Raw genomic sequence first — 21,531 nt, 5'->3', positions numbered from 1 at the left:
TCGTGTCGGCGGTGCCGGTCGCACGGCCGTCGGCGGCCGGCTCGGCGCCGGGGGTCTCGGGGCTCTCGGTCATCGGGGTGTCCCTTCGGTTCGGACGGCGACGCGCACGCTCTCTTCGAGGTCGCGCAGTCGGTCGGCGGCGGCGACGAGGTCGCGGTCGGTGCGGGGCACGTCGTCGACCAGGATGCCGCGCACGCGGGAGCGATCCGCTCCCAGGCGCTCGGCGACGGCGTCGGCGACGTCGGGCGGCGAGGTCCGTGCCGCGAGCCCCAGGAGACGCACGAGACGCGTGCGGCTCGCGCGGCGGAGCTCGTCGAGAGCGTGCGGGGCGTCGCGCGCCGTGGCGTAGAGGCGCGCGCGGCCCTCGGTGGTCTCGGTGGCGCGCACCGTCACGGGCAGGCGCTCGGTGACGAGAGGGCCGAAGCGCCGACCCCGCCAGATCGCGGCCGTGAGAGCGGACAGCAGCAGCAGCGCGATGGCGGGGGTGACCCATGGCGGCGTCAGGTCGCTGAGGGTCGGGGGAGCGGCGCCGGGGTCGGCGTCGGCGGGCGCGGGCACGTACCAGACGAGGGTGTCGGTCTTCCCCAGCACACCGAGGGCGAGGGCCGCGTCGCCCTCGCGCGGGAGCGTGGAGTTGGTCAACGTCGAGAGGCCGTCGAGAGCGGTCACCGAGCGACCCCCGTCCTCGAGGGACAGCAGCCCGAACTCGCTCCCGACGGGGAAGCACCCGGTGACGCCGTCGCCGGCGACGAGAAGTTCACCGACACGCGCGGTCCGGGCGTTGTCGGGCGCCGCCACCGCGCAGTCGGCGGCCGCCGTGTCATCGACGAATCCTCCGAGCGACGACCCGTTCATCAGCACGTCGAGGGCGCGGGAGCGCGGCTCGACGAGCACGACGTGCCGGGCGCGCGACGACAGCTCGCGCAGCGCGTCGTCGGAGAGCATCGGTGCGTCCCGCATCACGAGCGTCGCGTCCGCTCCGGCCAGCGCGCGTTCGGCGGCCGGGCGGTCGCGCGCGACGATCACCCGCACGCCCTGCTGCTCGATGACCCGCACCACGGCTCGCGTGCCGTCGGGGCCGGCGGAGTCGGGGTCGAGCAGTGCGCGCTCCGTGTAGCCGCCGTAGACGAACAGTCCGCCGACGAGCGACACGAGCAGCAACCCCACCGCGAGGGCGATCCACCCGAGGGCGGCGCGGCCGCGGGACCGCGGTCGTGCCGCCGTCACCGCGCTCACAGGGTGCCCATCGGCGTCGGACGCGTCCGCACGGCGGTGTCGTCGAGATCGAGGATGAGGCGGTAGCTCTGCGCCGTTCCCGGGCGCCGCAGGTAGCGCACGTCGTCGAAGGTCGTCGCGGCCGTCTCGAGCCCCTCCGCGAGGGCGGGGAGGGCGTGCGCGGCCTCGCGGGCGAACGCGCGTACCGTGGCCCCGGGTGGTGGGTCCACCAGCCCGCGCTCCGACAGGCCCCGCGCGACGGCGCGGAATCGCAGGACGACGGCGTCGTCCCAGGCTCCGCGCCGTGCGGCCGCCTCGGCCTCTGCCCGCAACTGCTCGGCCGACCGGGTGTCGTCGTCGTCGAAGAGTGCCCGAGCGGCCGGAGCCGCGCGCACGCTCCGACGCGGTCGCCCCCAGATCAGGATGCCGACCACGATCGCCGCCACGAGCAGCACCGCGAGCACGATGAGCGCCGCCGGTCCCCACCCGTCGGTGTTCGGGATGCGCAGCAGATCGTCGAGGAAGCGGGTGACCGCCTGTGCCGCTCGATCGATGATGCTCGGCTCGGCCGCCTGGTAGGAGGGGTCGGCCAGCTCACGCTCCGCCCACTCCTGCGCCTGATCCGGGTCGGGCAGCAGGGGTGCGAAAGCGGCGGCGAGCGCGGCGGGGCTCACGCGTCGCCGCTCGATCCCGGCGCGGCCCAGGTGGTCGGTGCGGCTCCCGGCGCGGCGTCCGGGGCACGGTGGGCAGGCGGGGCGTCGTCCGACGCGCCGTCCGCCGCGGGCGGGACCGGGGGAGCCGGCGGGGTCGGATCAGCCGAGGCCGCCCCGGAGGGCTGCGGTGCCCCATGGGCCGGGGTCGCTGCGTCCTGCGACGGTGTCCCGTACGCCTGCGCCGCCCCATACGGCTGCGGTGCCCCGTAGCCCTGCGGTGCACCATATGCGGGCGAACCCGTCGGCGCGGCATAGCCCGCGAAGGCCGGGGGAGCACCCACGGGCGTCGGAGCCGGGCGCTCGACGATGCGCCCGACGCCGACCAGGTACGGGTCGACGAGGTCGGTTCCGCCGGCGTCGCGCTGTTCGACGTAGGTGTTCAGGTCGTGGTCGAGCGCCTCCACCCGCATGCGCGCGTCGACGTACACGAGCACGGCGGAGGTGGACTGCACCACCAACGCGATGCACTGCACGAGGAGGATGCCGAACTGCCCGACGACCTGGAGGGCGATGACCCCGACGAGGGCGCCCACGGCATCTTCCCCGGTGGGGGCGAGGATGCCGGGGACGATGCCCGCGACGAGGCTGAAGGGCACGGAGATGATCTGCGCGACGATGCTGAAGGCGACCGAGATGATGACGACGACACCGAGCGTCGACCAGAAGCGGCCCCGCGTGAGCTGCCACGATCGTGCGATCGCGCGGAAGATCGGTGCCCGCTCGAGGATGATCACCGACGGCACGAGGAAAAGCTTGGGCGTGAGCCAGAGGGAGACGACGATGAGCCCCAGCACGAACAGCACGCCCACCGCGACGCCGAGCCACAGCACGTTGATCACGAGGAGCGTGACGATCCCCGCCAGGACGCCGATGACCACGATCGTCGCGACGAGATAGAGCGCGCTGTACCCGATGAGACGCCACACGACCGGCTTCACGCGCGCCCACACGGCCTTCAGGCTCGGCTTCTCGGCGACGACCGCGTGGGCGACCTCCGACACCACGACGCCCTGGACGATCACGCTGAGCGCTCCGGTCGCGAGACCCAGGACCAGTGCGGTCGCCGCCGTGATCACGGCGGACCCGGCGAGGATCGCGTCGTAGTCGTCGCTGCCGATGGGCACCGTGTCGAGACGGGAGAAGCTCGCGATGGCGACGCCGCCGACGGCGGCGGTGAGCACGATGTACGCGGCGGCCTGCACGATGAGGGCGAAGCCCAGCAGCACTTTGGGGTTGTGTCGCAGCGCCACGAAGGAGCGGCCCAGGATGGTGCCGAACCCGTACGGGTGCAGCGGGACGATCCCCGGTCGTGATGCCGGAGTCCAAGCCGGGTACGCGGTCATGTGGGGCCCCTCCTCGTCACATGGCGGTGCCCTCATCGTGTCACAGACCTCCGACACGCACGCCTGGCGTGCAGGCAGGTCGACTACTCTCGATGAGACATGCCCCGACCCCGGGCCTGATGCCCGTCCCCGCGCGGGTTCGAGACGGAAGACGTACACCCGAATGACTTCACGGATCCTGGTTGTCGACGACGACACCGCGCTGGCCGAGATGATCGGCATCGTGCTGCGCACCGAGGGATTCGACACCGTGTTCTGCGCCGACGGTGCCCAGGCCGTCGACGCGTGGCGCTCGGAGCGGCCCGACCTCATCCTCCTCGACCTCATGCTCCCCGGCGTCGACGGCATCGAGATCTGCACGCGCGTGCGCGCCGAGTCCGGCATCCCGATCATCATGCTCACCGCCCGCACCGACACGGCCGACGTGGTCAAGGGGCTCGAGTCGGGGGCCGACGACTACATCGTCAAGCCTTTCAACCCGAAGGAGCTGGTCGCGCGCATCCGCACGCGCCTGCGGCCCGCCCAGGCTCCGGCCGACGAGACGCTGCGCATCGGCGACCTGGTCGTCGACGTCGCCGCTCACGAGGTGCGCCGTGGCGACGCGCCGATCGCCCTGACCCCGCTCGAGTTCGAGCTGCTCGTCGCGCTCGCCGAGAAGCCGCAGCAGGTGTTCTCGCGCGAGATGCTGCTGGAGCAGGTCTGGGGCTACCACTACAAGGCCGACACGCGACTGGTGAACGTGCACGTGCAGCGTCTGCGCGCCAAGATCGAGGCCGACCCCGACAACCCGCGGATCGTGACCACCGTGCGCGGCGTGGGCTACCGCGCCGGCGCGGTGGCCTGAGGTCTCCATGACGGGCGCCGTGCGCACCGTCTCCTCGCCGCGGATCGACGGATGGCGCGACTGGCGGGGTATCCGCGACCGCCTCGCGACGCTGTGGCGGCGCTCCCTGCGGTTCCGCACGATCGTCATCACGGTGACCCTCACCGCGGCCACGATCCTCGTCACCTGCGTCGCGATGGCCCTCGTCATCCAGAACGAGCTCTTCACCGCGCGCAAGGACCAGGTGCTCCTCGAAGCGCAGCGCGCCACGGCGGCCGCGCAGGCGACCCTCGACGCCGCGGTCGACTCCACCGACCCCGCCGCCGCGCAGACGCTGATGAACGGCATCGCCACCCGGCTGTCGCAGCAGTCCTCGAGCGATCTGATCGCGCTCTACCGCATCGGCCCGCCGTCGCCGCTCGCTCCCCAGCCGTTCATCTCACCCGCGTTCGAGTCGAACCTCGTCACCGAGGCCCTGCGGACGCAGGTGCAGTCGAGTCCCGATCTGCAGTGGTGGCAGTCCGTGTCCCTGCCCTCCGACAACGGGCGCGATGTGCCCGGCATCCTGGTCGGCCACCAGTTGCGCTTCCCCGCCGAGGACGGTGTCGACTCCTACGAGCTGTACATGGGATACGACCTCACGAGCGCCTCGCAGACCCTCGCCTTCGTGCAGGTGCTGCTGTGGGTCGTCGGCCTCGTGCTCGTGGTGCTCATCGGCGCGATCGCCTGGTTCGTGCTGAGGTCGGTGACGACCCCCATCGCGGATGCCGCCGAGACCAGCGCGAAGCTCGCCGCGGGCGACCTGGGGGTGCGCCTGCCCGTCCGCGGCGAGGACGAGCTGGCGACGCTGAACCGCTCGTTCAACGCCATGGCCGACAGCATCGAGTCGCAGATCAAGGAGCTCGCCGACCTCTCACTCGTGCAGCAGCGGTTCGTCTCCGACGTCTCGCACGAACTCCGCACCCCGCTGACGACGATCAAGCTCGCGGCCGACATGATCAACGACCAGCGCGAGGAGTTCGATCCCGTGACCGGTCGGGCCGCCGAGCTGCTGCACGCGCAGGTGCAGCGCTTCGAGGTGTTGCTGACCGACCTGCTCGAGATCAGCCGCTACGACGCCGGATCCGTGCAGTTGGAGCGCGAGGCGACGAGTCTGGCGCACCTCGCCGAAGACGTCATCGAGTCGATGGAGCAGCTGGCCGACGGGCACGGCTCCGACGTGCGGCTGGTCGCCCCCGGCGGCTACACGCCCGTCGACATGGACGCGCGCCGGGTGCGGCGCATCGTGCGCAACCTGCTCGGCAACGCGATCGAGCACGGTGAGGGGCGGCCGATCGTCGTCTCGGTCGACAGCGACCGGGATGCCGTGGCCCTGGGTGTGCGCGACTTCGGTCTGGGCATGAAGAGCGAAGACGTCGAGCGCGTCTTCGACCGCTTCTGGCGCGCGGACCCCTCGCGCGTGCGGACCATCGGCGGAACGGGGCTGGGGCTGTCGATCGCCCTCGGCGACGCGCGCCTGCACGGCGGGACCCTCGCGGTGTGGTCGGAGCCGGGGCGCGGGTCGAACTTCGTGCTCACGCTCCCGCGCGACGGCAGACCGGTCACCGGTTCGCCCCTCCCGCTCGTGCCCGACGACGAGCAGGGGGGAGCGCTCGAAGCGCTCGGGCTCACGCAGCCGATCTCGACCCGCCCCGGCGTCCGGAGGACGACATGAGACGCGCCCTCTCGCTGGTGACCCTGATGCTCGTGCTCGCCCTCACCGCGTGCACGGGATTGCCGACCTCGGGATACGTCAACCCGGGGCGCGGACCGCAGGTCGACGACACGCAGGCGTTCGCCTTCGTGCCCGACGGTCCCCAGGACGACGCCACCCCCGCCGAGATCGTCGAGGGGTTCCTGCGCGCGGGTTCCGGTCCCGCCGACGACTGGGCCACCGCGAAGCTCTTCCTCGCGCCCGGCACGCAGTGGGACCCCCGCTCGCGCGTGACGATCGACCGCCTCGCCGATCGGCGCGCGACTCCGAGCGCCGACGGCACGTCGGTCGCCGTGGCCCTCACCACGGTCGCGGCGGTGGATGCCGACGGTGCGTACGCCCCGACGGCCGCCGGCGCCGCGGAGACCCTGAGCTACACGCTCGCGCGCGTCGACGACCAGTGGCGCATCACCTCCGCGCCCGACGGCGTGGTGCTGTACGAGGAGGTCTTCCCGACCGTCTACCAGTCGGCATCCGTGGCGTACTTCGACCCGACCTACAGTTTCATCGTCCCCGACGTCCGCTGGTTCCCGCGGCCCCTCGTGGCGAGCCGGGTCGCGACCGCCCTCGTCGACGGTCAGCCCAGTGCGTGGCTGGCCGGCGCCGTGCGCAGCGCCTTCCCCGACGAGCTCTCGCTGGTGGGACGATCCGTGACCCTGTCCTCCGACGGCATCGCGCAGGTCCAGCTCCCGCGGGCGGCGCTCAGCCTCGACCGCACGACGCTCGATCGCATGCAGACGCAGCTCGTGCGCAGTCTCGCCACCGCGGGCATCAACGAGGTGCAGATGACCGTGGAGGGCACGCCGATCGCCGCGTCCGAGGTCGCGGTGCGCGTCACGCGCGTGGACCCGTCGCCGGCCGTGCTCACCACGGCCGGGGTGTTCGGCGCGCTCGCCGGGGACGCGGTGGAGCCGATCGACGGCCTCTCCGATGCCATCGAGTCGTTGAACCCCGTCGCCGTCGAGCTGGAGGCCGACCGCAGCCTCGCCGCCGTCCGCACCCAGCAGGGGACGGTCGCGAGCGCCCTGAGTGACGGCCGCACGTTCCTGCTCGACGACCGGGCCGGGCTCATCGCCCCCTCCATCGACGGCCAAGGCGAGATCTGGAGCGTTCCTGCCAACGCCCCCACGCAGGTGCGCGCGATCACCGCCGAGGGGGTCCCCCGGGAGGTGGGCAACGCCTGGCCCGACGCCTCCGAGATCGTGTCGATGCAGGTCTCCCGCGACGGGACGCGCATCGCGGCCGTCGTCACGGTGTCGGGCGTGCGCGAGGTGTGGGTGGCCGGTATCGAGCGCGAGGGCACCGAGGTCAACCTCGGCCCGCCGCACGTGCTGTCGTTCAGCCAGCAGGGCGCCTTCGACCTGGCATGGCTCGACGACACGACGCTGGGCGTCCTGGTCGACGTCGACGGCGTCGACCGTCTGCGCGAGCTCAACGTCGGCGGACGCGGCACCGAGGCGACCGCCCCCGACGGGGCCCGTACGCTGGCCGCCGGCAGTACGAGCGTGCGCGTCCTGGACGACCAGGGACGGCTCTACAGCCGGCGCGGCAGTTCGTGGACGCTCGTGGCCTCCGGCATCCGCGTCCTGGCGGCGCAACAGGGCACCACCTCCTGAGGTGACCCGCTCCTCCCCAGGCGGCGATCCCTCCACCGTGCGGGAATCGGGCCCCCGGACGGCGATCGGCTCCTCCAGGCTCGAGGAATGGATCCCCGGTCCCTCCTCGCCGACGCGGCGCGCGACGCGCTGACGTTCTGGCTCCCCGTCGCGTGCGCGGGATGCGACGCTCTCGATACGGCGCTGTGCGAGGGATGCCGCCGCGCCCTCGCTCCGCAGCCGGTGCGCCGCGTCCTCGCGCCGGAGCTGACCGTCACGAGCGCCCTCGTCTTCGCAGGACCCACGGCCCGGATCATCCGGGGCCTGAAGGAAGACGGCCGCACCGCCCTCGCGAGCGCTCTCGCCCCCGCCCTGCGCGCCGTCCTGGGCGCCATCCCGCCCGAGGCCGTGATCACCACCGTGCCCTCGACGCGTGCCGCTTTCCGCCGACGGGGGTATCGCCCGGTCGAGCTCATCCTGCGTCGAGCGGGGCACCGCGACCAGCGGGTGCTGCGTCTGCGGCGCGCCCCCCGCGATCAGCGCGGTCTCGATCGCGACGCGCGTCGCCGCAACGTCGGGGGAGCGTTCGTCGCCCGTGGTGTCACGGGGCTGCCCGTCGTCGTGGTCGACGACGTCGTGACGACGGGAGCCACCCTGCTCGAGGCGGCGAGGGCATTGCGCGACGCAGGGGCTGCCACGGTGGTCGCCGTAACGCTGGCGCACACGCCGCGACGCGGGGGTCTCTGAGGTGAACCAGAGGTGATTGACACGTGACAGCGCGGTGCCGCAGCACTAGCGTAGGGATGACTGAAGGCGACGGACGTTCCGCCCTTAGACCGGGCGGAACCCGGAACAAGGAGGTCACGGATGGACACCAACATCGTCGGCGTGGGAGTCGGAATCACCGATCGATTCCGCTCGGTGGTCGAAGAGAAGGTCAGCCGCATCGAGCACCTGGCTCCCCGGGCGAACACCCTCGAAGTCAAGGTCACACATCGCTCCTATCGCAACGGTCGAATGGAAGACGATACGGTCGAGCTCACCCTCGACGGCAAGGGCCCCGTCGTGCGGGCCGAGGCCACGGACGCCGATAAATTCGCCGCTCTCGACCTCGCGGTCGACAAGATCTCGGAGCAGGTCCGCCGCGCGAAGGACAAGCGCGTCGACGCCCGCAACCACCCCCGCGGTGCGAAGTTCGAGAAGGGCACCGGGGAACTCTCCGGAATCGATGTCGAGCCCGCCTCCGTCGATGTTCTGCGCGCCGTCGCCACCGGGTCCGTGCCGGTGCAGGACGACAGCGTCGAAGAAGAGGACTACTGCCCCGTCGTCATCCGCCAGAAGGAGTTCGAGGCCGAGTGGATGACGGTCGAAGAGGCGGTCGACCGGATGGAGCTCGTCGGCCACGACTTCTTCCTGTTCATCGACGCCCGCACCGACCACCCGAGCGTCGTGTACCGCCGCAAGGGATGGGACTACGGCGTGATCGAGCTGACGACGCAGGCGTCGCCGATGGTCTCCGTGGCATCCTGACGCAGGCATGAAAGACGCCCCCGGCCGGATGGCCGGGGGCGTCGTCGTGACGGGCGAGAGCTCAGCCGTCGAAGATGTCGCCGAGCAGCGAGCCGATGACGAGACCGCCGAGCATGCCGCCGACCATGTTGCCGCCGCCCATGCCGCCTCCGCGTCCGTAGCCGCCGCCGCGCCCGTAGCCGTCCCCGCCCCAGTCGTTCGGGCGGGACTGCTCGATGTCGCGCTGGGCGATCTGAAGAGCCTCGGATGCCAGCGACCCGGCGCGTCGTGCGGTGGCGAGAGCCGTCTCGCGCTGGTCCTCCGCGATCGGCCCGAGCGGGAGGCCGGCGCGCAGGCGCTCCGCCTCGACGAAGCGCGTGCGCGCATCGGCGCCGATCCATCCCCGGTGCCCGGTGATGAGGCCCCGCGCGACCGCCAGCTGACGATCGGCGTCGTCGATCGCGTGCTCCACCTGCTCCTGCGACGGCACCGGACGCGCGGCACGTTCACGGGCGAGATCGAGGGCGGCGTTGGCCTGGCGCAGCGACGACAGCGCGGCGAAGGGGTCGCTGCGCGTCCCCGACGCGGGAAGGGCGGTGAGCGCCTGCTGAAGGGTCGCCATCGCCGCGGTCACCGCGGGCGTCTGCGCGCCCTGGCGTGCCTCGACCAGGTCGGTGCGCGAGTCGTCGACGACGGCGGCGAGGGTCGACTCGGCGCGCAGCGCCTCGATCTCGAACGTGTCGACGGCATCCAGAAGCGATTCCGCGCGTCGGACCGCCTCGGTCGCGGCCTCGAGGGCGACGGAGGCCTGCTCCCGTTGGCCGGCTTCGCGGCGTCGCTCCGAGACGCCCGCGGTGTGCACCGCGAAGTCGAGGAGCTGCTCGATCTCATCGGGGTTGCCGCCGATCTGGGCGAGAGCGGACTCGCTGTACCGGCGGGACAGGCGCTCGACGACCTCCCGCGCGCCGGGGATCCGTGCGGCGAGGCGGTCGCGGTCGGCGCGCACGCGCGCCAGGGTCTCGGGCGCGCGACGCACGGCGTCGATCTTCGGCTGCAGGACCTGCGTGCGCTCCTCGAGGAGGTCTTCGGCCCACTCCGAGAGCTGGATGATGCGGGCGTTGCGCGTGCGCAGCTCTTCTTTGGTGTCGGGGATCTCGTCGTGGTTCAGCTGGTGCAGCTGGAACGCCTCGGCGAGGTGCGTGCGAACGGAGTCGAGGGCCGCCGCGAGATCCTCCGTGGCCTTGTCGCCGAGTTCCGCGCGGGCGAAGTCGAGCTCGTCGGAGGTGAGCCGGACCCGTTCGTCGGCAGCGACGATCGCGAGCTCGGCTCGACGTGCCAGATCGGCATCCGCCGCGTCCTGCTCTTCGCGCTTCCTCTTGCCCCAGAAACCGGCCATGGCTCGATCCTAAGCGGCGGGTTCCCGGCCGTCGCCGTGTGTTCGCTGCGGGCGCGCAGAGAGACGTCCGGATTGCGGCCTCCTCGCAGGTCACGAACGGGTAACACGGATAGCATGAGGGGCGTATGCCTGTTCGCAGGCCGGCGTCCGCGCGGGCGCCGCACCCGACAGATGGAGATTCTTCGTGGCAAATCCGCTCGAGAAACTGCTGCGCGCCGGCGAAGGCCGCATCCTGCGCCGCCTGCAGGGCGTCGTGAAGGCGACCGGCGCCCTCGAAGAGGACTACGAGCAGCTCACCGACGACGAACTGCGCAACGAGACCATCGAGCTGCGTGCCCGCTACGACGCGGGTGAGACGCTCGACCAGCTCATGCCCGAGGCCTTCGCCGCCGTCCGCGAGGCGGCCAAGCGCACGCTCGGACAGCGTCCCTACGACGTGCAGATCATGGGCGGCGCAGCCCTGCACCTGGGCAACATCGCCGAGATGAAGACCGGTGAGGGAAAGACCCTGACCGCGGCCCTCCCGGCGTATCTCAACGCCATCGCGGGCAAGGGCGTCCACGTCATCACGGTGAACGACTTCCTCGCCAGCTATCAGTCCGAGCTGATGGGCCGCGTCTACCGCGCGCTCGGTATGACCACGGGCACCGTCGTGGCGGGCCAGACCCCCGAGGTGCGCCGCGAGCAGTACGAGGCCGACATCAGCTACGGCACGAACAACGAGTTCGGCTTCGACTACCTGCGCGACAACATGGCGTGGCGCAAGGAAGACCTCGTGCAGCGGGGGCACTTCTTCGCCATCGTCGACGAGGTCGACTCGATCCTCATCGACGAAGCGCGCACGCCGCTGATCATCTCGGGTCCGGCATCGGGTGAGGCCAACCGCTGGTTCGCCGAGTTCGCCAAGCTCGCCCGCACCCTCGAGGCCGGCGTCGACTACGAGGTCGACGAGAAGAAGCGCACCATCGGCGTGCTCGAGCCCGGCATCGAGAAGGTCGAGGACTACCTCGGCATCGACAACCTGTACGAGTCGGCGAACACCCCGCTCATCTCGTTCCTCAACAACTCGATCAAGGCGATCGCCCTCTTCAAGCGCGACACCGACTACGTCGTCATGAACGACGAGGTCATGATCGTCGACGAGCACACCGGCCGCATCCTCGTCGGTCGCCGGTACAACGAGGGCATCCACCAGGCGATCGAGGCGAAGGAGGGCGTGCCGGTCAAGGCCGAGAACCAGACGCTGGCCACCGTCACGCTGCAGAACTACTTCCGCCTGTACGACAAGCTCTCGGGCATGACCGGTACCGCCGAGACCGAGGCCGCCGAGTTCATGTCGACCTACAAGCTGGGCGTCGTCCCGATCCCGACGAACAAGCCGATGATCCGGAAGGATCAGGCCGACCTCGTCTACAAGAACGAGACGGCGAAGTTCGCCCAGGTCGTCGAAGACATCGTCGAGCGCCACGAGAAGGGCCAGCCGGTCCTTGTCGGCACCACGAGCGTCGAGAAGAGCGAGTACCTCTCCCGCCTGCTGGCGAAGAAGGGCGTCCGCCACGAGGTGCTGAACGCCAAGAACCACGCCCGTGAGGCCGAGATCGTCGCCCGCGCCGGTCGCCTCGGCGCCGTCACCGTCGCCACCAACATGGCCGGTCGCGGTACCGACATCATGCTCGGCGGCAACGCCGAGTTCCTCGCCGTCCAGGAGATGAAGGCGAAGAACCTCGACCCGGTCGAGACGCCCGAGGCCTACGAGGCGGAGTGGGACGGCGTCTACACGACGATGCGCGACACCGTCGCCGAAGAGGCGGCGAAGGTCACCGCGGCCGGCGGTCTGTACGTGCTCGGGACCGAGCGGCACGAGTCCCGGCGTATCGACAACCAGCTGCGCGGTCGCTCCGGCCGACAGGGCGACCCCGGCGAGAGCCGGTTCTACCTGTCGCTCACCGACGACCTCATGCGCCTGTTCCAGTCGGGCGCCGCCGAGGCGATCCTCGCGCGCACCAACTTCCCCGACGACGTCGCGATCGAGTCGGGCCTGGTGTCGCGGGCGATCAAGAGCGCGCAGTCGCAGGTCGAGGCGCGCAACGCCGAGATGCGCAAGAACGTGCTGAAGTATGACGACGTGCTCAACCGCCAGCGCGAGGCCATCTACGCCGACCGCCGTCACATGCTCCAGGGCGACGACATCGCCGACCGCGTGCAGCACTTCATCGAAGACGCCATCACGGCCGTCATCGACGACCACACCGGATCGGGTCACACCGAGTCGTGGGACTTCGACGCCCTGTGGACCGAGCTCAAGACCCTCTACCCGGTGAGTGTCACGATCGACGAGGTCGTGGCCGAGGCCGGCGGCAATAAGGGGCGGATCACGCCCGAGGGGCTCAAGCGCGAGATCATCTCCGACGCGCGCATCGCCTACGACAACCGCGAGAAGGCCCTGGGTGAGCAGGCTCTGCGCGAGCTCGAGCGCCGCGTGGTGCTGCAGGTGCTCGACCGTCGCTGGCGCGAGCACCTCTACGAGATGGACTACCTCAAAGACGGCATCGGCCTGCGCGCCATGGCCCAGCGCGACCCGCTCATCGAGTACCAGCGCGAGGGCTACCAGATGTTCCAGTCGATGATGGGGCAGATCAAGGAGGAGTCGGTCGGCTTCCTGTACAACCTCGAGGTCGAGGTGCGCAGCGTCGAGGGCGAGCCCGCGGCGCAGGTCGAGGCCAAGGGCCTGACGCCCACCCCGGTCGAGACGCAGCGCCTGGAGTACTCCGCGGCCAACGATGCCGGCGAGGTCGAGGTGCGCAACGACCGCGGCCAGGTGCAGCAGGCGGCGACCAACCGCCTCCGCCAGGCCCAGCCGGCGGCTCCGGCCGCCGAGGCCGCTCCGGCAGGCGCGCGCGGCGCCTTCGGCCAGCGCACCGACGCTCCCGCGGACGCCGCACCCGGCAACCGCGCCGATCGTCGCGCCGCGAAGAAGAAGTAAGGCCCTCGAAGAACGGATGCCGTGTCCCGCTGCCGGGGCACGGCATCCGTCGTTCACCCCCGCACGCGCAGTGGTCCCGTTCGGCGCCGCTTCGCAGCGGTCGCCGTCGTCACGGTCCCTCGCCCGCGGGATCCGCGCGACGATCTCCGCCGCCGGCGGGGACGACCGCATGCGGTCCACCCGGTGTCGATTGGCCGGATCGGCCCGGGGATATCCTGAACCGATGAGCCCGCTTCGCCCTCTCGACCAGTCGTCCAAGCTGAAAGACGTCCTCTACGAGATCCGCGGGGAGGCCCTCGTCGAGGCCGATCGACTGGAGGCCGACGGGCACGCGATCCTCAAGCTCAACACCGGCAACCCGGCGATCTTCGGGTTCGAGGCGCCGCACCAGATCGTTCGCGACATGATCGCCTCGGTGCCGAACGCGCACGGGTACAGCGACAGCCGCGGCATCCTGTCGGCGCGGCGCGCTGTCGTGTCGCGCTACGAGCAGGAGCCCGGGTTCCCGCACCTCGACCCCGATCACGTGTTCCTCGGCAACGGGGTCTCCGAGCTCATCACGATGACGATGCAGGCCCTGCTCGACGAGGGCGACGAGGTGCTCATCCCCGCGCCCGACTACCCGCTGTGGACGGCGATGACGAGCCTCGGCGGCGGTACGCCCGTGCACTACCTGTGCGACGAGCAGCGCGAGTGGCAGCCCGACCTGGAGGACATCCGGTCGAAGATCACACCGCGGACCAAGGCGATCGTCGTCATCAACCCCAACAACCCCACCGGCGCGGTGTACTCGCGCGAGATCCTCGAAGGCATCGCCGACATCGCCCGCGAGAACTCGCTCCTCGTGCTCGCCGACGAGATCTACGACCGCATCCTCTTCGACGACGCCGTGCACATTCCGATGGCCACGATCGCGCCCGACCTGCTCGTGCTGACCTTCAACGGCCTGTCCAAGACGTACCGCGTCGCGGGCTACCGCTCGGGGTGGCTCGCGATCACGGGTCCCAAGGAGCACGCGCAGGGCTTCCTGCACGGCATCAACCTACTGGCATCCACGCGACTGTGCCCGAACGTGCCGGCGCAGTTCGCCGTGCAGGCGGCGCTGTCGGGGGTGCAGTCCATCGACGCGCTGATCGCGCCCTCGGGTCGTCTGCACGAGCAGAGGGATGCCGCGTGGCAGGGCCTCGAGGCCATCCCCGGGGTGTCCTGCGTGCTGCCGCGCGGCGCGCTCTACGCGTTCCCGCGCTTCGACCCCGAGGTGTACGAGATCCCGGACGATGCGAAGTTCGTGCGCGACTTCCTGGTGGCCGAGCACGTGCTGCTCGTGCAGGGGTCGGGCTTCAACTGGCCCGCGACCGACCACGTGCGCATCGTCACCCTGCCCGAGGCCCGCGTCATCAGCGACGCGATCGAGCGGCTCGGCAACTTCCTCGCGTCCTGGCGCCCGTAGGGCGGCGCCAACCGCGAGGCGCACGGATCCCGACGCGCCCGCCGGTGGCACCAGGCCTCGGCGGCCACCGTGCGCCGGAGGTGCTCGATGTGCGGCCGGCCGCGCCACGGCGTGGGCGCCGCGTCGTGACGGCGAGCTCCGAGCCACGGCGAGCGTCGGCGCGCCCCGAAGGGGCGGGCGTTCGGCGGCCCTGCGGAGGCGTCGCCGGTCGCGACGGATGCCGCGCGGCGACAGTGCTCAGAGCAGGCCCAGTGCCGTCACGCGCCAGCGTCCGTCCATTCCCTCCAGGCGCACGGCGATGGCGCGCGTGCGGACGCGCGCGGACGCGGTGACGGTCGCCTCGACGACCCCGTCCGCGGGGGAGGAGATGTGGACGCTGCGGATCTCGTGGACGTCTCGACGGGCGGGCACGCGACGGGCGCTGCGGGCGCGGGCGGCGAGATTGGCGCGCGTCACGAGCGAGCGGTAGACCTCTTCCGACAGCCAGCGCGCGAGCTGCTCGACCTCGCGCACCCCGGCGAGGACCTCGAGGATGCCGCGGACGATGTTTCGCACGAAGACCTCGGGTGCGGGGAGCTGATCGGTCGAGGTCCTCTGCCGGGCGAAGAACTCCTCACCGCGCGGTCGCGATGAGCGGGCACGTTCGGGGTCGGGTTCGGGTGCGAGTGACATGGGTCCCCTCCGTCGTGCGGATTCGGCGAGTGCGGATGAACGTGCGGCCGAGCGTAGGGGAGCGTGGGCGTACGACACCGCGCTTATGCGCCACCTGTGGATGACCGATGCGAGGGGTGAGGTGGGGAGGAGGCGCGGTCAGTCGTCGTGCCGCAGCTCGCCCCGGCCCCAGAGCTCGGGGAAGCTCGCGGCCTGCGACTGCCGCCAGAGCGCCGCGCGGCGGGCGTCCTCGATCCGGGCCTCGACGTAGGCGTCGACGCTGTCGCGGTCGATGCGCCACCGTGCGGGTGAGCCGAGGGGGGCTCCTCGCAGGTGCCCCTCGTGCACGAGGGCGACGATCTCGTCGGGCGTGAGCGCGAGGGCGGCGGCGGCGTGCTCGAGTGCGACGAATCTCTCTTCGGGTGAGGGATCAACCGGCATCCCGTCATTATGTCCCCCTTTCCGGGGGAGTGCGGGGTTCACCCGCGCCCGTGCGAAAGGGCGGTCGACCGGGGGAACGGCGGTGGTCCCAGGAATCCTCCGTGATCGGCTTTCGCCACCCCAGGGCGCCGGACACACAGGACCTTCACCCGTCGCATCACCCGCGACGCGTCCGCCGCGTCGCGCGGCGCGCGACGACGCAGGAGCGGCCCCTAGGGTGGAGGGGTGTCGACACTCAGTGAACTCGTCTACGCCCAAGGTCGCTCCAGCGAGGCGGATGTCGAGTGGCTGCACCGCCTCGCCGGCGACGGGCAGTTGCTCGCCGACCTCGCCTTCGCCGACATCGTCATCTGGGTCCCGACCCCCGACGACTCCTTCGTCGCCGTCGCGCACACCCGGCCCGGGGGAGCGGCGACGCTGTTCTACCGCGACATCGTGGGCGACCGGGTACGTCCGCAGTGGCGCACCCAGGTGCGCGAGGCGTTCCAGAGCGGACGCATCGTCGACTCGGCATCCCCCGACTGGTTCGAGGAGACCCCCACGCGCGTGCGTGCGGTGCCGATCGTGCGTGAGCTCTCCCGCGAGGGCAACGCCGTCACGACGGTCGGCGTGCTGACCCGGCACACGAACCTCGGCGAGACGCGCACGCCGTCGCGTCAGCAGATCACCTTCAACGACTGCGCCGACGACCTGTTCGGCATGATCTCTTCGGCGGAGTTCCCCGACCTGTCCGCGCCGACCGCACCTCGTCGTGGAGCCCCGCGCGCGTCGGACGGACTGATCCGTCTCGACGTCGACGGGATCACGACCTTCGCGAGCCCCAATGCGCTATCGGCGTTCAATCGCATGGGCTTCGACGACGAGCTCGAGGGCGAGTCGCTGGCCGAGGTCACCGCTCGCATCCTGCCGGCGAAGCGACAGGACGTCGACGAGTCGCTCCCGGTCGTGGTGAGCGGGCGCGCACCGTGGCGCGCCGACATGGAGGCGCGCGGCGTGCAGGTCTCGCTGCGGACGATCCCCCTGCGCGATCGCGGCAACCGCATCGGCGCGATCGTGCTCAGCCGCGACGTCACCGAGATCCGCCACCAGGAGCAGGAGCTCATCACCAAGGACGCGACGATCCGTGAGATCCACCACCGGGTGAAGAACAACCTGCAGACCGTGGCGTCGCTCCTGCGCATCCAGGCGCGGCGCACGCACTCCGACGAGGCGCGAGACGCGCTCACGCAGGCCATGCGACGGGTCTCGGCCATCGCCGTCGTGCACGACACGCTGTCGGAGGGCCTCGCGCAGAACGTCGACTTCGACGACGTCTTCGCGCGCGTGCTCAAGCTCGTCGCCGAGGTCGCGGCGGCCCCCAACACCCGCGCGCGCACGCGCAGCACGGGCAAGTTCGGCACGCTGCCCAGCCAGTTCGCCACGCCCCTCGCGCTCGCGCTCACCGAGCTGGTGACCAACGCGGTCGAGCACGGGCTCGCCGGTCAGGAGGGCGACGTCGAGATCGCCGCCGAACGCACCGGCGAGATGCTCGAGGTCAGCGTCCGCGACACGGGCGTCGGCCTGCCCGAGGGCCAGGTGGGCCGCGGTCTGGGAACGCAGATCGTGCGCACCCTCATCCAGGGCGAGCTCGGCGGAACCATCGATTGGCACACGCTGATGGGCAGCGGAACCGAGGTCACCATCGAGATCCCGCTGCGCTACATCGGCGGCTCGTCCGCCTGAGGCATCGCGTTGCTCGCGGGTACGCGGGAGTCCCGCCGTTCTCGGGGCGAGGTCTGCGCGCCTCTCCCTCCCGCGGCACGACGAAGCCCGCCCCCGGAGGGACGGGCTTCGTCGAACGGCGGATGCCGTGAGGTCAGGAGGCGCGGCGGGCGCGAGCGGCGCGGCGCTTGAGCGCGCGACGCTCGTCTTCGCTCAGACCGCCCCAGACGCCCGAGTCCTGACCGGACTCGAGGGCGTACTGCAGGCAGACCTCGGTGACGGTGCAGCGCGCGCAGACCGACTTGGCCTTCTCGATCTGGTCGACCGCGGGGCCGGTGTTGCCGACGGGGAAGAACAGTTCGGGGTCGACGGTCAGGCAGGCTGCTTTGTCGCGCCAATCCATAGGGGTGCTCCTTGTAACAGAAATTTCGACGATTCGGCACCGGGATTCGGGTCCGGTACCCTGGTGGGAACGCGAGCGATTGCTCGCCCCACTTCGCTGTGGGAGCACACGGCTTGTTCCATGCTCCCATAGCGATTCCGCCTGATCAAGAGGTAACCGGCAGGTTTCCGGATCGTAACGGCGCAGCCGCGCCCGTCGGGGAGGCTCTCGGATGCCCATTCGCCTGGCGGCCGCCGCCCTCCTCGGACTCGAGGCCGTCGGCATCCTGGCGCTCGCCGGATGGCAGACCGTCGCCCTCATCGGCGGCGACACCGACTCGGTGGTGAGCTCCATCGCCCTGATCGTCCTGACGGTGATCGGCGCCGCGATCGTCGCCGCCTTCGGGGTGGCCACCGCGCGCGACGTGTCGGCCGGTCGGTCGGGCGGCATCGTCACCCAGCTTCTCGTGCTGTCGGTCGCGATCGGTGCCATCACGGGGGAGTGGGCCGCGCCGGGCATCGCGCTCCTCATCGCCGTCCCGGCGGTGATCGGACTGATTCTGCTGGCCCTGGCGGTCCGCGCCGCAGCCCCGCGGCGTCGCGACGACGACTGACGTGAGAAGACCCCGCCGGCCGCGAGAGCGGGGCGGGGCCTTCGGAGCTCGGAGTCAGGCGGCGTCGAGACCGAGCGTCTTGCGCAGACGCGCGACATGGCCGGTCGCCTTGACGTTGTACAGGGCCTCGACGATCTTGCCGTCCTCGTCGACGACGAAGGTCGAGCGCAGGACGCCGGTGATCGTCTTGCCGTAGTTCTGCTTCTCGCCCCACGCGCCGTACGCCTCGTGGATCGCGTGGTCGGGGTCGCTCAGCAGCGGGAAGGTGAGCCCGTCGCTGTCGCGGAACGCGCGCAGCTTCTCGGGGGTGTCGCGCGAGATGCCGAGCACGGTGTACCCGGCGCCCTGCAGCGAAGCCAGGCTGTCGCGGAAGTCGCATGCCTGCGTTGTGCACCCGGGCGTCTGCGCGGCGGGGTAGAAGTACAGGATCACGCGGCGTCCGCGGAAGTCGCCCAGCGAGACGGGGTGCTCATCCTGGTCGAGAAGGGTGAAATCGGGCGCCGTGTCGCCCTTATCGAGGTTCGTCACCCGTCCAGCCTAGAGCGCTCGATGCCCTGGAACGTCGTCAGCAGGCGCTGCAGGGAATCGAGTCTCGCGGCGGCCCCCGGACCCAGGCGCCCGGATTCGACCGCCTCCACGATCGCGCAGTCGGGGGCATCGGGCAGGTGGGTGCACCCGCGGGGGCACTCCTCGGCGACCTCCGCGAGGTCGGTGAAGGCACCCAGCACGTGCGCCGGGTCGACGTGGCCCAGCCCGAAGGAGCGGACGCCGGGTGTGTCGATGACCCATCCCGAACCGGCGGGGCCGCGATAGCGCAGCGATACGGCCGAAGACGACGTGTGGCGGCCTCGACCGGTGACGGTGTTGACGTGTCCGGTGGCGCGCTCGGAGCCGGTGAGCGCATTCACCAGGGTGGACTTGCCCACGCCCGAGTGCCCGACGAACACCGTCGCGTGGCCGGCGATGGCCTCGCCGATCTCGTCGAGCGGCATGTCGCCCTGCGCGCTCGTGAAGACGCGGAGATCGAGGCCGGCGAAGTGCGAGAGGAACTCGCTCGGGTCGGCCAGGTCGGTCTTGGTGACGACGAGGAGCGGGCGGATGCCGGCATCGAGCGCCGCGACCAGGTAGCGGTCGACGAGGCGCTCCCGCGGTTCGGGATCGGCCGCCGCCACGACGATGAGCATCTGGTCGGCGTTGGCGACGATGACCCGCTCCACCTGATCGGTGTCGTCGGCGCTCCGGCGCAGTAGCGACGTGCGCTCCTCGATGCCGACGATGCGCCCGAGCGTGCCCTCGTCGCCCGAGAGGTCGCCCACGACGCGCGCCCGATCGCCGTTGACGATGGGCTGCTTGCGCAGCTCGCGCGCCCGGGTGGCGAGCACGCGCCGTTCGTCGGGGCCGTCCTCATCGACCAGGACCGTGTAGCGCCCGCGATCGACTCCGAGCACGCGCGCGATCTGCGCGTCGGCGTGCGCCGGGCGCCGCTTCGTGCGCGGGCGGTTGGCCTTGGGGTTGGGACGCACCCGGATCGACGACTCGTCGAACTCCAGGTCGTCGTCGTCCGCGTCGTCGAGCCAGCTCACGCGTCAGTCCCCGGCATCCGCATCCGGGCCCAGCATCGCGCGCCAGAGACCCGCGAACTGGGGAAGCGTCTTGGCGGTGGTGCCGATGTCGTCGATCTGCACGCCCGGGACACGGAGCCCGATGAGGGCACCGGTGGTCGCGAGGCGGTGGTCGTGGTGGGCCTTCCACTCGCCGCCGTGCAGCGGCTGAGGCACGATGCGGATGCCGTCTTCGAGCTCGTGCGCCTCGCCGCCGAGCGAACGGAGGTTTCCCACGAGGGCGGCGATGCGGTCGGTCTCGTGCCCGCGGATGTGCCCGATGCCGTGCAGGGTGGTCGGGCCGTCGGCGAACGCCGCCAGTCCGAAGAGGGTGGGCGCGAGCTCACCGGCGGCGGACAGGTCGAGATCGACCCCCAGGATGCCGTCGTCGCCCGCCGCGACGGTGAGGGCACCGCCGCGGCGACTGACGCGGGCTCCCATCTCGGCGAGGATGTCGACGAGGAGGGCGCCGGGCTGCGTGCTGTGCAGCGGCCAGCCCGACATCGTGACCGATCCGCCGGTGACCATCGCCGCCGCGAGGAACGGCGAGGCGTTGGAGAGGTCGGGTTCGATGTGCACGTCTTTCGCGCGAACGGGCCCGGCCGGCACGATCCATTCGCCGGGGGCGGGACGCTCGACGTGCACGGCGCGGTGGGCGAGGGACTCGACGGTCATGTCGATGTGGGGGACGCTCGGCAGGCGCGAGCCCACGTGGCGCAGGTGCAGACCCACGTCGAAGCGCGCCGCCGCGAGAAGGAGTCCCGAGACGAACTGGCTCGACTGACTCGCGTCGATCTCGACCTCGCCGCCGCGCACGTGACCGTGACCGCGAACCGAGAACGGCAGCGCCCAGTGTCCGCCGTCGTCGATGTCGACCCCGACGTCGCGCAGCGCGTGGATCATCGCCCCCATGGGCCGGTGCAGGGCGCTCTCGTGCGCCGTGACGTGCACGTCGCCCCGGGCGAGACCGGCCAGCGGGGCGACGAAGCGCATGACGGTGCCGGCCTGGCCGCAGTCGATCTCGCTGTCGCCGCGGAAGGTCGCAGGCGGGGTGACGAGCAGGTCGGGGCCGAAGGGGGACCCCGTGTCGACCTCCTCGATGCCCACACCGAGAGCGCGCAGCGCATCGATCATGCGGGCGGAGTCGTCGGAGTGCAACGGGGCGTGCAGCGTGCCCGGGCCGTCCGCGATCGCAGCGAGCACGAGTTCGCGGTTGGTCAGCGACTTCGAGCCCGGCACGGTGACCGTGGCATCCACGGGGTGGTCGGCGACGGGCGCGTCCCACGCACCGCGGGGAGTGGCGGCGGAAGGGGAATACCCGAGGGGAGTCATCGGTTCCAACTCTACTGAAAGGGGACGACA

Annotated in this window: 19 protein-coding genes; 9 read left to right on the top strand and 10 right to left on the bottom strand. The window is 71.4% G+C overall.

Going from position 1 to position 21,531, the window contains the following annotated elements; genetic code table 11:
* Window positions 1-69: 69 nt before the first annotated feature.
* The 3 genes from AB0N82_RS16100 to AB0N82_RS16090 are packed head-to-tail and all read right to left on the bottom strand — an operon-like array spanning window position 70 to window position 3,271.
* The gene (locus AB0N82_RS16100) at window positions 70-1,236 is read right to left on the bottom strand and encodes a DUF4350 domain-containing protein (protein ID WP_363393021.1); all 1,167 of its coding nucleotides are present in this window, start codon (window positions 1,234-1,236) and stop codon (window positions 70-72) included.
* Complete coding sequence (locus tag AB0N82_RS16095) at window positions 1,233-1,889, bottom strand: DUF4129 domain-containing protein (protein ID WP_363393018.1); 657 nt, start codon at window positions 1,887-1,889, stop codon at window positions 1,233-1,235. The genes AB0N82_RS16100 and AB0N82_RS16095 overlap by 4 nt, the downstream gene beginning before the upstream one ends.
* On the bottom strand, window positions 1,886-3,271 hold the full coding sequence (locus tag AB0N82_RS16090; protein ID WP_363393015.1) for a glycerophosphoryl diester phosphodiesterase membrane domain-containing protein: 1,386 nt from the start codon (window positions 3,269-3,271) through the stop codon (window positions 1,886-1,888). The genes AB0N82_RS16095 and AB0N82_RS16090 overlap by 4 nt, the downstream gene beginning before the upstream one ends.
* Window positions 3,272-3,434: 163 nt before the next feature.
* On the opposite strand from AB0N82_RS16090, the gene mtrA reads away from it, so the two are divergent.
* The 5 genes from mtrA to raiA all read left to right on the top strand — a co-directional run bounded on the left by mtrA (window position 3,435) and on the right by raiA (window position 8,972).
* The gene (gene mtrA / locus AB0N82_RS16085; protein ID WP_315993306.1) at window positions 3,435-4,115 is read left to right on the top strand and encodes an MtrAB system response regulator MtrA; all 681 of its coding nucleotides are present in this window, start codon (window positions 3,435-3,437) and stop codon (window positions 4,113-4,115) included.
* Window positions 4,116-4,122: 7 nt separating this feature from the next.
* Window positions 4,123-5,808, top strand: a complete 1,686-nt coding sequence (gene mtrB, locus AB0N82_RS16080) for an MtrAB system histidine kinase MtrB (protein WP_315993305.1) — start codon at window positions 4,123-4,125, stop codon at window positions 5,806-5,808.
* On the top strand, window positions 5,805-7,463 hold the full coding sequence (locus AB0N82_RS16075) for an LpqB family beta-propeller domain-containing protein (protein WP_363393011.1): 1,659 nt from the start codon (window positions 5,805-5,807) through the stop codon (window positions 7,461-7,463). Before mtrB ends, AB0N82_RS16075 begins: the two co-directional genes overlap by 4 nt.
* Before the next feature lie 87 nt (window positions 7,464-7,550).
* A complete protein-coding gene (locus AB0N82_RS16070; protein WP_363393008.1) occupies window positions 7,551-8,189 on the top strand; it encodes a phosphoribosyltransferase family protein in 639 nt (212 codons plus the stop codon).
* A 120-nt stretch (window positions 8,190-8,309) separates the two neighbouring features.
* Entirely contained in the window at window positions 8,310-8,972 is a 663-nt protein-coding gene (gene raiA / locus AB0N82_RS16065) for a ribosome-associated translation inhibitor RaiA (RefSeq protein WP_363393005.1), read from the top strand.
* 61 nt (window positions 8,973-9,033) lie between these two features.
* Here the strand turns inward: raiA and AB0N82_RS16060 are convergent, their stop codons facing one another.
* Window positions 9,034-10,347, bottom strand: a complete 1,314-nt coding sequence (locus tag AB0N82_RS16060) for a hypothetical protein (protein WP_315993301.1) — start codon at window positions 10,345-10,347, stop codon at window positions 9,034-9,036.
* 184 nt (window positions 10,348-10,531) lie between these two features.
* On the opposite strand from AB0N82_RS16060, the gene secA reads away from it, so the two are divergent.
* A complete protein-coding gene (secA, locus tag AB0N82_RS16055; protein ID WP_363393002.1) occupies window positions 10,532-13,330 on the top strand; it encodes a preprotein translocase subunit SecA in 2,799 nt (932 codons plus the stop codon).
* 223 nt (window positions 13,331-13,553) lie between these two features.
* Entirely contained in the window at window positions 13,554-14,780 is a 1,227-nt protein-coding gene (locus AB0N82_RS16050; protein ID WP_315993299.1) for a pyridoxal phosphate-dependent aminotransferase, read from the top strand.
* Between the two features lie 237 nt (window positions 14,781-15,017).
* Here the strand turns inward: AB0N82_RS16050 and AB0N82_RS16045 are convergent, their stop codons facing one another.
* Entirely contained in the window at window positions 15,018-15,452 is a 435-nt protein-coding gene (locus AB0N82_RS16045; RefSeq protein ID WP_363392999.1) for an Rv3235 family protein, read from the bottom strand.
* Window positions 15,453-15,590: 138 nt separating this feature from the next.
* Window positions 15,591-15,872: a DNA-binding protein gene (locus AB0N82_RS16040; RefSeq protein WP_363392996.1), complete on the bottom strand. Its 282-nt coding sequence runs from the start codon at window positions 15,870-15,872 to the stop codon at window positions 15,591-15,593.
* 225 nt (window positions 15,873-16,097) lie between these two features.
* On the opposite strand from AB0N82_RS16040, the gene AB0N82_RS16035 reads away from it, so the two are divergent.
* Entirely contained in the window at window positions 16,098-17,594 is a 1,497-nt protein-coding gene (locus AB0N82_RS16035; RefSeq protein WP_056226906.1) for a PAS domain-containing sensor histidine kinase, read from the top strand.
* A gap of 133 nt (window positions 17,595-17,727) precedes the next feature.
* Here the strand turns inward: AB0N82_RS16035 and AB0N82_RS16030 are convergent, their stop codons facing one another.
* Window positions 17,728-17,976 carry a WhiB family transcriptional regulator gene (locus AB0N82_RS16030; protein WP_013583608.1) on the bottom strand — a complete coding sequence of 83 codons (249 nt, stop codon included), beginning with the start codon at window positions 17,974-17,976 and terminating at the stop codon, window positions 17,728-17,730.
* A 211-nt stretch (window positions 17,977-18,187) separates the two neighbouring features.
* Here AB0N82_RS16030 and AB0N82_RS16025 point away from each other — a divergent pair, with 211 nt between their 5' ends.
* A complete protein-coding gene (locus AB0N82_RS16025; RefSeq protein WP_363392993.1) occupies window positions 18,188-18,568 on the top strand; it encodes a histidine kinase in 381 nt (126 codons plus the stop codon).
* A gap of 54 nt (window positions 18,569-18,622) precedes the next feature.
* On the opposite strand, the gene bcp is transcribed toward AB0N82_RS16025, so the two are convergent.
* From bcp to aroA, 3 genes are read right to left on the bottom strand one after another with little or no spacing between them, the layout of a single operon-like run.
* Window positions 18,623-19,096 carry a thioredoxin-dependent thiol peroxidase gene (gene bcp, locus AB0N82_RS16020; RefSeq protein WP_315993295.1) on the bottom strand — a complete coding sequence of 158 codons (474 nt, stop codon included), beginning with the start codon at window positions 19,094-19,096 and terminating at the stop codon, window positions 18,623-18,625.
* Window positions 19,093-20,151 carry a ribosome small subunit-dependent GTPase A gene (gene rsgA / locus AB0N82_RS16015; RefSeq protein WP_315993294.1) on the bottom strand — a complete coding sequence of 353 codons (1,059 nt, stop codon included), beginning with the start codon at window positions 20,149-20,151 and terminating at the stop codon, window positions 19,093-19,095. The genes bcp and rsgA overlap by 4 nt, the downstream gene beginning before the upstream one ends.
* Before the next feature lie 3 nt (window positions 20,152-20,154).
* A complete protein-coding gene (gene aroA, locus AB0N82_RS16010; RefSeq protein WP_363392989.1) occupies window positions 20,155-21,501 on the bottom strand; it encodes a 3-phosphoshikimate 1-carboxyvinyltransferase in 1,347 nt (448 codons plus the stop codon).
* Window positions 21,502-21,531: the final 30 nt, after the last annotated feature.

Origin of the sequence: Microbacterium sp. NPDC089186 (assembly GCF_040685115.1) — a bacterium.
Taxonomy (GTDB): domain Bacteria; phylum Actinomycetota; class Actinomycetes; order Actinomycetales; family Microbacteriaceae; genus Microbacterium; species Microbacterium galbum.
The sequence above is the reverse complement of the archived record's forward strand: the minus strand, read 5'-3'. Positions and strand labels throughout refer to the sequence as shown.